Annotated in this window: 11 protein-coding genes; 9 read left to right on the top strand and 2 right to left on the bottom strand. The window is 47.4% G+C overall.

Annotated elements, in window-relative coordinates; translation table 11 throughout:
• The first annotated feature begins 8 nt into the window (after window positions 1–8).
• The 7 genes from CZ434_RS11795 (at window position 9) to CZ434_RS11765 (ending at window position 8,155) form a co-directional block, all read left to right on the top strand.
• Complete coding sequence (locus tag CZ434_RS11795) at window positions 9–1,619, top strand: PucR family transcriptional regulator (RefSeq protein WP_077623326.1); 1,611 nt, start codon at window positions 9–11, stop codon at window positions 1,617–1,619.
• 100 nt (window positions 1,620–1,719) lie between these two features.
• Entirely contained in the window at window positions 1,720–2,973 is a 1,254-nt protein-coding gene (locus CZ434_RS11790; protein ID WP_077623325.1) for a Zn-dependent hydrolase, read from the top strand.
• Window positions 2,970–3,752 carry a dihydroorotate dehydrogenase electron transfer subunit gene (locus tag CZ434_RS11785; protein WP_077623324.1) on the top strand — a complete coding sequence of 261 codons (783 nt, stop codon included), beginning with the start codon at window positions 2,970–2,972 and terminating at the stop codon, window positions 3,750–3,752. Before CZ434_RS11790 ends, CZ434_RS11785 begins: the two co-directional genes overlap by 4 nt.
• Complete coding sequence (locus CZ434_RS11780; protein WP_077623323.1) at window positions 3,749–4,663, top strand: dihydroorotate dehydrogenase; 915 nt, start codon at window positions 3,749–3,751, stop codon at window positions 4,661–4,663. Before CZ434_RS11785 ends, CZ434_RS11780 begins: the two co-directional genes overlap by 4 nt.
• A gap of 18 nt (window positions 4,664–4,681) precedes the next feature.
• Window positions 4,682–6,103, top strand: a complete 1,422-nt coding sequence (allB, locus tag CZ434_RS11775; protein WP_077623322.1) for an allantoinase AllB — start codon at window positions 4,682–4,684, stop codon at window positions 6,101–6,103.
• Window positions 6,100–6,846: an oxygen-insensitive NADPH nitroreductase gene (nfsA, locus tag CZ434_RS11770; protein WP_077623321.1), complete on the top strand. Its 747-nt coding sequence runs from the start codon at window positions 6,100–6,102 to the stop codon at window positions 6,844–6,846. The genes allB and nfsA overlap by 4 nt, the downstream gene beginning before the upstream one ends.
• Before the next feature lie 25 nt (window positions 6,847–6,871).
• Entirely contained in the window at window positions 6,872–8,155 is a 1,284-nt protein-coding gene (locus CZ434_RS11765) for a CapA family protein (protein WP_077623320.1), read from the top strand.
• A gap of 79 nt (window positions 8,156–8,234) precedes the next feature.
• Here CZ434_RS11765 and CZ434_RS11760 read toward each other — a convergent pair whose 3' ends face one another.
• A complete protein-coding gene (locus CZ434_RS11760) occupies window positions 8,235–8,675 on the bottom strand; it encodes a hypothetical protein (protein WP_077623319.1) in 441 nt (146 codons plus the stop codon).
• Between the two features lie 229 nt (window positions 8,676–8,904).
• Between CZ434_RS11760 and CZ434_RS11755 the strand changes: the two genes are divergently transcribed.
• On the top strand, window positions 8,905–9,717 hold the full coding sequence (locus tag CZ434_RS11755) for a coiled-coil domain-containing protein (protein WP_077623318.1): 813 nt from the start codon (window positions 8,905–8,907) through the stop codon (window positions 9,715–9,717).
• 309 nt (window positions 9,718–10,026) lie between these two features.
• Window positions 10,027–11,271: a metal-dependent hydrolase family protein gene (locus CZ434_RS11750; protein ID WP_077623317.1), complete on the top strand. Its 1,245-nt coding sequence runs from the start codon at window positions 10,027–10,029 to the stop codon at window positions 11,269–11,271.
• A gap of 49 nt (window positions 11,272–11,320) precedes the next feature.
• Here the strand turns inward: CZ434_RS11750 and CZ434_RS11745 are convergent, their stop codons facing one another.
• A complete protein-coding gene (locus CZ434_RS11745) occupies window positions 11,321–12,619 on the bottom strand; it encodes a Zn-dependent hydrolase (RefSeq protein ID WP_077623316.1) in 1,299 nt (432 codons plus the stop codon).
• Window positions 12,620–12,670: the final 51 nt, after the last annotated feature.

The following is a 12,670-nucleotide window of genomic DNA, read 5'->3' as shown; positions in this document are numbered from 1 at the left end:
GGATGTAAATGGCAATCACGTTAAGACAGGCGATGAAAATCGGTGGGTTGAAACAGTGTACGGTCATCGCCGGCAGTAAGGGGCTGGACCGTTCGCTTGATTATGTGACGATTATGGAAGTACCGGATATCGTGCGCTGGTTGAAAGGAAAAGAGCTCATGCTGACCAGCCTTTATCCGATCAAAGACGATATGGAAGCGATCAACAATCTGGTTAAAGAACTCCATGACAAAGGAACCTCAGCTCTGGCGATCAAGCCGCACCGGTTCATTGATGATATTCCGGAGGTTATTTTGGCTGAAGCAGATAAATATGATTTCCCAATTTTGACGATTCCGGAAAACGTCAGCTACCTCGATATCCTATCGCCTGTCATGAATGTCATTTTTGATGAAAAGGTCGTCATCCGGGAAGATTTGGAATTGGCATACCGCCTGCTCGATGAAATCAAAAACAGCAAAGGCGGCATCAGTCAACTGGCCGAAACACTGGCCAACCTGATGAAACATGAGATAAGGATAGACAGCTTTGTTCCTTATCTGAAGATTCCGTCCGGGGATGACGGTCTGAGCCCGCTTACCGGGGATCAAAAGAAAGAACTGGAGATGGTCCAGCGTCCGGTCAGGATGTCGAGATGGAACGAGAATGTCAAGGCAGAACAGGACTGCCTGATTGCTCCTGTCATCATTGAAGGCCAGGTGCTCGGGGCGATCACCTGCATCGGCGTGGCATCCGACTTTTTGGAAGTGGATCTGGCGATTCTGGAGCGGGCCGATACCATTTTGTCGTTGGAGTTCATGAGGAAAAAAGCTTCCTATGAACTGGAACAGCAATACAAAAGCCACTTTTTCAAGGACTTGTTGTTTTCCCAGATCCAATACGAGGCGGCCATGCTGGAGAAAGGCAAGATGTACGGCTTTGATGTCGACAAGCAGTATATTTTCACGACAATCGAGTTCACGAAGCGGGAAAAAGGGATTACGTTTATTTCCGATATCATGAACCGGCTCGAGTTGATTTGTGCCCGGATTGATGACGACATCATCATTGGGGCTGTCCAAAACGGTCTCTATCTCCTTTATCCGTCGGCAGGGAAAAAAGCGGAAAGAATCGATGCCGACCTCCAGGCCATCCTCGGTGAGATGCAGAGCGGGGTAGCCGGGGATATTTATATAGGTGTCAGCCGGGCTGCCAAGAACATCGGCGAGATAAGAGATGGTTATGAACAGGCCCAACAAGCTGTGTTGTTAGGACGTAATCTATACAAAGACAAACATATCATCTACTATGAAGAGCTTGGTTTTTACCGGCTTCTGGCAGAAATCGATAATGTCTCAGAAGTGAGGAAATTCTACAATGAATCGATCGGAAGCCTGATCGAATATGATAAAACGCATGATTTGGAACTGGTCCACTCGCTGACCACGTATTTCAACAACAACGAATCTTTGTCAAAAACGGCAAACGAATTATACATCCATATCAATACGATGAAATACCGGCTGCAAAGAATCAAGATGATCACCAACCTTAATGTGAAGAATACCGAGGATAAACTGAACTTACAGATCGGCTTGAAAATTCATAATTTTACGAAAAATGACTATCGGTTTAGATGAAAAATGAAGAACTTTTATGTCCTTCCAGACAAAGAAATCCCCTCCGTTCTTTGGGAAAATAAAAGTAAGGTGAAGAAAAACCAAAAAAAGGATGAGGGATATGGATTCGAAACAAAGAATTCAAGCTACACTCAATGCGTTTAATTCGATAGGGGATACTGCTGACGGCATGCAGCGGCTGGCCTATACAATAGAAGAAAGACAAGTGCAGGACATGTTTGCGGAGTATTGTGCCAAAGAAGGCATGCAAATAAGGGTGGACGAAGCCGGGAACGTGATCGCCAGACGAGAAGGGCGGTTCAAGGATGCACCTGCTGTTGCGGTTGGTTCCCACCTCGATACGGTGTACACGGGAGGAAAATATGATGGTGCGGGCGGAGTAGCTGTCGGACTGGAAATTATCCGCCGCTTAAACGACAAAAAAGTGGTAACAGACCATCCGGTTGAAGTCATCGCTTTTGCTGCAGAGGAATCGTCCAGGTTCGGCATGTCCACGATCGGCAGCAAGGCAATGGCCGGCATGCTGACTGCAGAGGCTGCTAGAAGGTCAACAGACAAGCAGGGAATCAGGCTTGCGGACGCCATGAAGGAAGCGGGATTCCCTATTTCGAAATTAGCCAACGCCAAGCGGCAAAAAGAAGAACTGCATGCTTTTCTTGAATTGCATGTCGAGCAGGGACAGGAACTGGAACAGACAGGCAAGAAGGTGGCGATTGCGACCGGGATTGCTGCTCCAACAAGGCTGCAAGTGACGGTAGAGGGAATGTCAGCGCACTCCGGAACGACTTCCATGGAATTGCGCAAAGATGCATTGACCGCAGCTGCTAAGCTGGTACTGGCGGTTGAGGAAGCTGCCAAACAAGAGAAAATGGATAAAACGGTTGCGACTGTCGGTGTTTTCGATGTCTTTCCAGGAGCCATGAACGTTGTCCCGGGAAGAGTGGAATTCAAAGTAGATATCAGAGGGTTGGATGTTGCCTCCAAACAGCGGGTCGTCACAGCGATCGAGTCAGAAAGCAAACAGCTTGAAGCAGAAAAACAGGTTAGCGTGTCGATTGATGTGTTAAGTGAGGAAAAACCGATTTTGCTGGACGACGGAGTTCAGGAAACTTTGGCGGCTGCTTGTACAGACTTAAACATTGAGCCACTGTCCATTCCAAGCGGGGCAGGCCATGATGCAATGAACATGGCTGCGATTTGCCCGACAGGCTTACTCTTTGTTCCATCCTACAAAGGCATCAGCCACAATCCGGCGGAATTCACTTCAATCGAGGACTTTGTCATAGGAGCGGATGTTTTAGAACAGGCCGTCATGAAGCTGGCCGGTGTTAAAGAGGAGAAGGCATGCTCATGAAACAATACAAGGCACCGGTACTTTCCAATCGGCAGGTCAGCGAACGCTACTGGCACATGGTCGTAGACACCTCGATGATGTCGTGCGCTGTTGAACCAGGCCAGTTTTTTCATATCCGTTGTGCAGATAACTATAGCCCGTTTCTGAGACGTCCGTTAAGTGTTTACCAAATCCATGAAGATACCATCGAATTTTTATATTTGGTCAAAGGCGAAGGAACGACGGGAATGACCCGGATCCAGGAAGGTGACACCCTCGACATGATGGGGCCGCTTGGAAAAGGGTTTGAACTTTATAAACAGGCCGGGACGATCCTGCTTGTTGCACGCGGAGTCGGCATCGCGACATTGGCGGCAGTGGCCCAGGCTGCCTTCCTGCAGAACACCCATTGTGTGGCCGTACTATCGGCCCGGACAAAAGAAGACTTGCTGGCTGCTGAATATCTCGAAGAATTTGGCGCAGATGTTTACAAAGTGACAGAGGAAGACGGCACAAGCGATGTAGAGAGCGTCCGTCATATCATCGAAACGAACATTCTCCCAAATCACAAAATTGACAGCATGTACACTTGCGGGTCGCGGAGACTTTCCAGGCTGTCACAAACGATCGCCGAAATCCATGGCATACCTGGGGAGATTGCCCTGGAGGAACATATGGGCTGTGCGATGGGGGCGTGTTATGCCTGTGTCTGCGATATCAGGGAAAATGATGCACTGAAATCTGTGCGCGTTTGTATCGACGGACCGGTTTTCCCGCTTGATAAGGTGGTGATCGAATGATCGAGTATAAAAACATGGAAGTGAAAATTGGAGGACTGACACTGAAAAATCCGGTCATGCCCGCTTCGGGGGCATTCGGCGCCGAAATGGAGCAGGCCATCGATTTCAATAAAATTGGAGCGATTGTCCCGAAAAGCATTACCAAATATCCACAGCCGGGCAATGCGAAACCCCGCGTGTGTGAAACGAATGCAGGGATGATCAATTCGATCGGTATCCAGAGCAAGGGGTTGGATTATTACCTGAAGCATACAATCCCCGCTTTTGAAAAATACGATGCCCCGCTGATTGCTAGTATTTCGGCAGAGTCGGTCGAAGAGTTCGCAGAGATGTCCTCCGTTCTGGGGAACCATGACAGTGTTGCGGCACTGGAGTTGAATATTTCCTGTCCCAATCTGAAAGGTAACGGACAGGCATTCGGAATGGATGCAAATGTGACCCGTTCGTTAATTGCGGAAACAAGGAAAGTGACGGACCGGCCTTTGATTGCCAAGCTTACTCCGAACGTCACCAGCATTCAGGAAATCGCGCTGGCGGCGGAAGAAGGGGGAGCCGATGGACTGAATGTGGCAAACACGCTGTTGGCGATGGCGATCGATGTAGAAACAAGAAAGCCGAAGATTGGCAATGTGATGGGCGGGTTTTCCGGACCTGCGGTTAAACCGATCATTGTCCGGATGATTTACCAGGTCGCACAAGTCAGTTCACTGCCGATCATTGGCTGTGGCGGCATCATGTCCGGCAAAGATGCGATCGAAATGATAATCGCCGGGGCAAGTGCGGTCCAGGTGGGAACGGCGAGCTTTATTCAGCCGACTGCTTTAACCGATATTCTGGCAGAGATGCAGGATTATATGGATGAACATGGGATAGATGACATCAATGATTTGATTGGATCAGTTTTGATATAAACGGCAGGAGGAGAAGCTATGACTTGGGATGTTAAGATCATCAACGGAAAAGTAGTAAGCAATGGAGATGTATTTGAAGCAGATATTTATGTGAAAGATGAGAAAATCGGGGCGGTCACCACCGAAACCTTAGAAGGCGAATCGGCACAAGTGATCGATGCCAAAGGCAAGTATGTAATGCCGGGTTTGATCGATACCCATGTCCATTCACGTGACCCCGGCCCGACTTACAAGGAGGACTTTGCCCATTCTACCCGCGCAGCCGCAGCTGGCGGTATCACCTCAGTATTTGAAATGCCGAACACGACTCCTCCGGTTAATAGTCCGGAAAATTTTGATCTTCAGCAACAAAACCTTCAGCAAAAAGCATACGTTGATTTCGGGCTGTGGGGGATTTGCCTTGGTTCTTTAAACTTGGAACACATCCAGGCACTAAATGAAAAAGGCGTGATTGGGTTTAAATTTTTCTGGGGCTATGCGGTCCACAAGGAAACCTTTCAGTTGATGTACAATTACAAGCCTGGAATGGAGAATGTGATTCCGCCATTTGATGACGGCGATGTTTACGAAATGATGGAGGAAGTGGCTAAGACCGGAAAGTTGTTTGCCGTTCATGCGGAAAATAATGACTTAATCCAAAAGCTCACCAACCGTGTTGAAGAACAAGGCGGACGCACGTATGAAGACCTTGTCGCCGGAAGACCGAATCTAGCCGAACTGTTAACCGTCAACACGGGGATCGAGATGGCGAAAGCGACAGGGGTGCGTTTCCATGTGCTGCACGTCAGTTCCGGAGAAGCACTCGAATCAGTCCGGACAGCGCAGGCCGGCGGATACCCTGTCACGGTCGAAACATGCCCGCATTACTTATTCTTATCCAATGAGGATTACCCGGAAGTCGGTCCGCAGATGAAAGTATATCCCCCGGTCAAATATAAGAAGGACCAGGATGCGATTTGGGGCGGCATCACAGACGGAACTATTTCCCATGTGTGTTCCGACCATGCACCACATACCGAAGAAGAAAAAGACGGCGACCTCTGGTCGATCCCAGCCGGCATGTGCGGCGTAGAATCGATGGCGCCATTGATGCTCAATGCGGTCAATGAGGGGAAAATAACGATTACGGATTTCGTCCGACTGATGGCGGAAGAACCTGCCAGACTGTTTGGGGTCTATCCGCAAAAAGGCTCCTTGCAAGCCGGCACGGATGCCGATATCACCATTGTTGATCTGGACAAGGACATGGTGATCAAGCGGGAAGACCTGCACAGCAAGAGTAAAGTGACAGCATTTGACGGGTTTGCTGTGAAAGGTGTGCCGACGGAAACAATCGTCCGTGGAAAGGTCGTCATGAAAGATGGCGAAATTACAGGCGAACAAGGTTATGGCAGGCTGATCAAGCCCGTAGCAGAAAAGGCTGGTCAGACTCAGGCATGATCACTTCACCGGAAGTCAGGACATTAATACAGAGCCACCGCTCGATCAGGCGTTTTGAGGACAAACCCGTTCCACAGCAGGTCATCGATGATCTCGTCGAATCTGCCCGCTGGGCTCCCTCTTCGCACAACGTGCAGGCTTACAGTATTATTTGCATCCGTAACCAGTCAACCAAAGACAAACTTCAGGAATTATGCGGCAACCAGCGCTATATTGGCCAATGTCCGGTCTTCTTCGTGTTTGTGATGGATTTTTACCGGCATGCGGTGATCAGTGAACAAAACGGATCAGCCTTCGAAGTGGAAGAAATCGAAAACCTGCTTGTCGGTTCGGTCGATACCGCTTTAGCTGCAGAAAACTTTCTGCTTGCCGCCCGTTCTTACGGGCTTGGCGGCGTCATGATCGGCGGCATCCGCAATGAAGCTGCGGAGGTCGCCAAATTGCTGAAACTGCCCAAATGGACCGTCCCTGTAATGGGAATGTGCATCGGCTATCCAGACCAGCAGCCATGGCAAAAACCGAGAATGGTTAAACAGGCTGTCTACCATGAAGAATACTACCAGACGGATGAATTGGAATCGCAACTAGCTGAATACGAACAAATATCAGCTGATTACTATACGAAACGGACGAACGGCAAAAGAACAGACGGCTGGGGAAAACAGATGTCGGCATATTTTGCTAAAAAAAGAAGAGCCAATTTGACCGACTTTATCAAACGGCAAGGTTTCCCTTTAAAATAGCGTGCCGTCAGATGGAGGCAGAAACATGAAAATGATGATGACCGGGGATAGTTTCATATCCCGCCGTCTTCCGGACAGGGATGCCCGTGCCGCCGGGTTGAAACAATGGCTGGCAGATAGTGAAGTCCGGTTTACCAACCTGGAGATTACCACACATGACAAGGAAGGCTATCCATCTCCCTTCAGTGGAGGTACCTGGGCAATGGCACAACCGGCAGTGCTGGATGATCTGCGATATTACGGATTCAATCTATATAACTGGGCAAATAACCATACGATGGATTATTTATACGGCGGTTTGACAGCGACGGAGAAAGCAATGGACGAGCGGGACATGGTACACGCTGGAGCCGGACAGACACTCGCTTCCGCAGCCGAACCGCGCTACATAGAAACGAAGGATGGCAGGGTGGCTTTGATCGGAGCAACTTCCACTTTCCGCGATTTCTGGATTGCCGGAAATGGCAATCACCATGTACAGGGACGGCCGGGAGTCAATCCGCTCCGCTTTGAAGAAGTAATCCACATAAAACAAGAAGAGCTTGACGTCTTGATCTCCGTCTCCGACGAGACACACCTTGACGCGGCGGAGGAATTGGACCGGAAAGAAGGCTTTTCGACGGCCGGACAGGATGATGTGTTCTTATTTGCCGGCAGGAAATTCAAAGTGGCGGACAAGACGTATAAAGAACGGTGGCCGCATCCGGATGACATGGCCAGACTGACTAGGGCTGTCGAGGAAGCGAAGCGGCAGGCTGATTATGTTCTTGTCAGCCTTCACTCCCATGAGATGGAAGGGTTAGACAAAAACAAACCGGCAGACTTTTTCCAGGAAGCATCCAGGCGCTTGATCGATGCCGGTGCCCATTGCATCCTTGGCCATGGGCCACACGTTGTGCGCGGCATCGAAATGTATCAAGGCAGACCGATTTTTTACAGCTTGGGTAATTTTATTTTCCAAAACGATTCCGTCAGCCATCTCCCCCGCGATTTCTTTGATAAGTACGGATTAGACGAAGATGCCTCTGTTGCAGACGGTTACGATGAACGAAGCGCCGACGGTACCAAGGGATTGGGCGTCAATCCGTTTGTCTGGGAGTCGGTGATTGCCAAAATCGTCTGGTCCGGCGACCGCGCTGTCCAAATCGAGCTGCAGCCAATTGATTTGGGCTTCGATGAACCGAGGTATCGGAAAGGCTGGCCTGAATTATCGGGAAACGAAACTGTCCTGGAGCGGATTCAGAAGTTGTCGCAGCCTTTTGGGACGGAAATCCGGATTGAGGATGGGAAAGGATATGTTTGTTTGTAGGAGTTAGAGTGCGTGTGGAGTTTTTCTCATTTATTAGGAAGATTGTGAAGTGAAGGGATCAATGTCGGAAGAGCAACGCTTATTGTTTAGCGTTGCTCTTTTTAATGACAAGATTTTCAATGCCGTTTTGGTCGAATTCCGTTTCATACTTTCCTTCTTCTTCAAATATTCGCTTAAGCCGGGTATTTGGGTCCATCAGCTTTTCCCCTTGTTTAGCCACATCTCTTTTGGCCAGACGCTCGCTCAGCTGCAGCCAGAATACCGCATCATCATTTTCATCAATCAACGGCTGAAGCTCTTCTTCATACTGCTTTGTCGGGTAGTATTTATCAAATGTCTTGTCAAACGTAATGATATCATCATAGCCAAAGCTTTTGGCAAAAGAACAGACGTATTGTAACATTTCTTCATACTCTTCCACTTGGTCCCCTTTTCCTTTAGAAGAATTAGCCAACCAGTCACCTAAATAGAGCATGTCCAATAAATGCTTGTACTGCTTTTTGGTAAAGTTGATTTTCATGACATTTTTCCCTCCAGAGCTTTTTTTCTATTCTATCACAGTCTGTATTTGGTTAGTGTTTTCGGTATATGGTCTAAAGGTCCTGGTTAAAGACATAAATTTATGTAAGCGGTTGTTTGGTCGCGCTGTATAGATTCTCTTTCTAAGGAAGCGCTATGTTAACCTACATGCAAAAACTCCACGTTGCTTGCTGCTGCAGAAGAACTATATGGAAAAGGGGAATAAAAAAATGAAAAAGTTCTTTGGATGGAAGAAGCTTTTAATAGGTGTTGGAGTATTGGTTTTTTTGTTTATTTTCTTTATTGTCTCTTTTTTGATGGGTGGTACAGGGGCTAAGGGAGCCTTAGATGGAGAGATGGTCAGTTATGAAGAATTAAAGGTTAAAGTACAAGACCTTGAAGCTGAAGTGAACGAAAAAGAAAGTGAATTGAAACAGGACGAAGACGAATTAGCGATCCTGAAAGAATCAATAAAGGAAGAAGAAGCTAAGTTAAATGATAAACAAAAAGAGATAGAAGAAACGATGAATTTAATTGACGAACGAGAAGGTATTGTCAAAGAAATAGATGAGTTATCTAAGACATTCAAGGATCAAGAAGCACAACTAATGAAAGAGTTTGAAGATGAAAAGAAGAAACTGGCTGGAAAAATGGAAGAAGAAAAAGCTGAATTAGAATCGTTAAATGGCGACCTATCCAAACAGGTAGATGACAAAAAAGCTGAATTAAAATCTTTAAGTGCGAAAGTGGAAGAGAAGGAAACGGTACTTGAAAAACTAACTAAAGGGATAGCTGAGAAAAAAGAAGAGCCTATTGAGCTCCTGGCCGGTCAATTTTTGGTAGGTCACGATATTCCGGAAAGCAGGTATCAAGTCACAAATGTAGGGGATGGTTCAAACTTTGTCGTGTACAGTGAAGATGGCAGTTTAAAAGTCAACACTATTTTAGGGGATGAATATGGCAGTGGGGATTATGTTTTCTATGCGGAAAATGGTGACTATATTGAATCAGGAGCCAGGGTAAAGCTCATTCCGGTCGAATAATCCGTTCATGAATATTTTGTTGACGTAAAGAATTTATGAACATAAACTGTCTGAACAAGTTTATATAAGTTCCCTGATCGAAGGCGTATGGGAAGCAGCCCTACGCCTTCTTACTTATTAAATGGTTATTTAAACTAGATATTCAACTATCATAGAATTGCTTCAGTTTTTCACTACCATAGATTTATAAGAATTCTCTTCTTGGCCAGTAGAACCGAATGTTCGAGTCAAATAGACAGAAATTTTCAAAGTTTGCTATAATTGTTAAGTTGAATGAATTTATACATATAGCATACTAGGAGGAAGAAAATGTCTATAAAGATTATAAAAAATGGCTTATTAATAGACGGCAATGGCAGGGAACCACTAAGAGACCAGATTGTGGTAGTGGAAGGAATGAAGATTTTATACAAGGGTCCAGAATCCGGCTATGAAACTAAAGGCAGTGAAGAAATAATCGATGCCCAGGGAGGAACGATTTTGCCTGGCCTGATTGATACACACGTACATATGATGATGGAATATCATCCGGTTGCCCAGAAGTTAGAAACGCCTTTTTCCTATATGTACTACAAAGGTGCGGAGTACTTGAAAACGACTTTGAATGCTGGCATTACTTCAGTAAGGGACGCACTCGGCACAGACCGGGGCGTGAAAAAAGCGGTCGACGATGGATTGATTCCCGGTCCACGGCTGCAGCTCAGCATTAATGCCTTGACGACGACAGGAGGTCATGGCGATGGTTATACCGTTTCAGGCAATGTCGTCGATCTACTCCCGAATGGTTATCCGGGTATGCCGAATGGAATTTGCGACGGGGTGGAAGAGGTCCGGAAAAAAACGCGTGAAATGCTGCGGGCAGGTGCAGAAGTCATTAAGGTCCATGCGACAGGCGGCGTATTGAGCGCTACCGATCATCCGGAATTCACCCAGTTTTCCCTCGAAGAGTTGAAAGTGATTGTTGAAGAAGGGAAATATCGTAAAGGGGTCAAAGTAATGGCCCATGCCCAGGGAGCAGAAGGCATTAAAAATGCGGTCAGAGCAGGGGTTCATTCGATTGAGCATGGTATTTTTATTGATGACGAAGCGATTGAACTGATGCTGGAGAACGGCACCTATCTTGTTCCTACTTTGCTGGCACCGGTTGCCGTACTGGAAACAGCAAAAGATGTCGGGATGCCTGACAGCGCTGTGGAACAGTCCAGAGAAGTGATTGAATACCATAAAGCAAGCTTCACCAAAGCTTATCAGGCAGGCGTGAAAATCGCCATGGGTACCGATGCCGGCGTGATGAAGCACGGCACGAATTTAAGGGAACTTGGCTTAATGGCTGAAGCCGGTATGTCGCCGATGGAAACGATCGTGGCTTCCACCAAAACGGCTGCCGAATGCCTGGGCTGGGAAGATAAGCTAGGCACCATTGAAGAAGGCAAGCTGGCAGATCTCATCATCGTAAAAGGGAATCCGCTGGAGGATATTTACTCCCTTGCTGATCATGATACCATCCAGGTTGTCATCAAAGATGGAAAAGTGGAGAAAAATTTAATCGGGTAAAGTGGTCTAAAAAAGCAGCCGTCCAATTATGGGCGGCTGCTTTTTATGATTATTGGTTCATCGCTTGTTCAATGAAATCTTTTAACACATGAACTCCCATTACACAGTCATTCAAAGAAGACCATTCGGCCGGGTTATGGCTGATGCCGTCTTTACTTCTGACAAACAGCATCGCTACCGGGATGGTACGGCCGAGAATCATGGCATCATGACCGGCTCCGCTCGGAATGCGGATCGGTGCAATGTCATGTTTTTCTAACGAAGCCGCAAGCATGTCCTGGAATTTTTCCGGAATCGGGACAGGGGCAACATCTGTGTTTTGTTTACTGGTAACTTGCACGCCGTGCCGTTCCGCAATGGCGTTTGCTTCCTGGACAAGGCGGTCGAGTAATTCATTTCTGGTTGTTTCCTGGATGTCCCGGACATCGACATGTAAAGTTACTTTTTCCGGAATGACGTTGATGCCATTCGGTGAAACATCCAGTTTCCCTACGGTTGCTACAGCCGTATCGCTAAATTGCCCTGGGAATTCCGGTACTTTATGGACAAATTCCCCGGCCGCGACAAGCGGATCTTTTCTGCCGATCATTGGGGTGTTTCCTGCATGTCCTGCTTTTCCGGTAAATTCGATTTCAAGCCAGGCCGGACCGGCGATTCCGCTGACAATGCCTACGGGCTGATCAGCTTGTTCCAGTTTCAATCCTTGTTCGATATGCACTTCCACAAAAAGCTCAAGCTCGCTGACATCACGTTTTGCTTGATTGAATGCTTCAAGCGAGCTGCCGTAATGCTCGAGGACTTGTTCCAGTGTTTCGCCATTATAATCACGAAGCGACTCTTGCTCTGCGTCACTGACAGTTCCTGTCATCGCCCGGCTGCCGGTCAAACCGCTGTTGAACCGGGAGCCTTCCTCGTCTGAAAAGATGATCATTTCAAAAGGTTTTTCAGGGGTATAATTGGTTTCTTTCCAGGACTCCACTACTTCCAAGGTGGATAAAACGCCAAGGGGTCCGTCGAAATGCCCGCCATTCAGAACACTATCAAGATGGGAGCCGGACGCAATCGGTTTGGCGTCGTTGTTTTGACCGTCAAGCCGGCCGGTAACATTGCCGGCACCGTCTTCTGTTACCGTCAACCCTGCTTCTGTCATCCATTTTTTCACCAGCGTTTTGGCACGTTTTTCTTCATCGGAGTACCCCGGGCGTTTAACTCCGCCTAAATCGGTGAAACCAATTGCCGATAATTCGTCTAGGCGCTCGGCCATCCGATTGCCGTTCACTCCTGAATGGGTCAATTTATTGTCGAAATCTTTCATCAATTTATCATAAAATGATGTCTCGTTTGTCATTTTTGTATTCCTCCTGTCGGTGTTCATGCATGTAAATGTGAGTCGTAATCG

It is taken from the genome of Sediminibacillus massiliensis (assembly GCF_900156915.1).
Classification (GTDB): domain Bacteria; phylum Bacillota; class Bacilli; order Bacillales; family Amphibacillaceae; genus Sediminibacillus_A; species Sediminibacillus_A massiliensis.
This window is presented reverse-complemented; position numbering and strand designations above follow the sequence as displayed.

What these genes read in the sequence shown, in the direction of transcription:
- CZ434_RS11795 (WP_077623326.1), top strand. Translation starts at nt 9, where the DNA reads ATGGCAATCACGTTAAGACAGGCGATGAAAATCGGTGGGTTGAAACAG.
- CZ434_RS11790 (WP_077623325.1), top strand. Translation starts at nt 1,720, where the DNA reads ATGGATTCGAAACAAAGAATTCAAGCTACACTCAATGCGTTTAATTCG.
- CZ434_RS11785 (WP_077623324.1), top strand. Translation starts at nt 2,970, where the DNA reads ATGAAACAATACAAGGCACCGGTACTTTCCAATCGGCAGGTCAGCGAA.
- CZ434_RS11780 (WP_077623323.1), top strand. Translation starts at nt 3,749, where the DNA reads ATGATCGAGTATAAAAACATGGAAGTGAAAATTGGAGGACTGACACTG.
- allB (WP_077623322.1), top strand. Translation starts at nt 4,682, where the DNA reads ATGACTTGGGATGTTAAGATCATCAACGGAAAAGTAGTAAGCAATGGA.
- nfsA (WP_077623321.1), top strand. Translation starts at nt 6,100, where the DNA reads ATGATCACTTCACCGGAAGTCAGGACATTAATACAGAGCCACCGCTCG.
- CZ434_RS11765 (WP_077623320.1), top strand. Translation starts at nt 6,872, where the DNA reads ATGAAAATGATGATGACCGGGGATAGTTTCATATCCCGCCGTCTTCCG.
- CZ434_RS11760 (WP_077623319.1), bottom strand. Translation starts at nt 8,675, where the DNA reads ATGAAAATCAACTTTACCAAAAAGCAGTACAAGCATTTATTGGACATG.
- CZ434_RS11755 (WP_077623318.1), top strand. Translation starts at nt 8,905, where the DNA reads ATGAAAAAGTTCTTTGGATGGAAGAAGCTTTTAATAGGTGTTGGAGTA.
- CZ434_RS11750 (WP_077623317.1), top strand. Translation starts at nt 10,027, where the DNA reads ATGTCTATAAAGATTATAAAAAATGGCTTATTAATAGACGGCAATGGC.
- CZ434_RS11745 (WP_077623316.1), bottom strand. Translation starts at nt 12,619, where the DNA reads ATGACAAACGAGACATCATTTTATGATAAATTGATGAAAGATTTCGAC.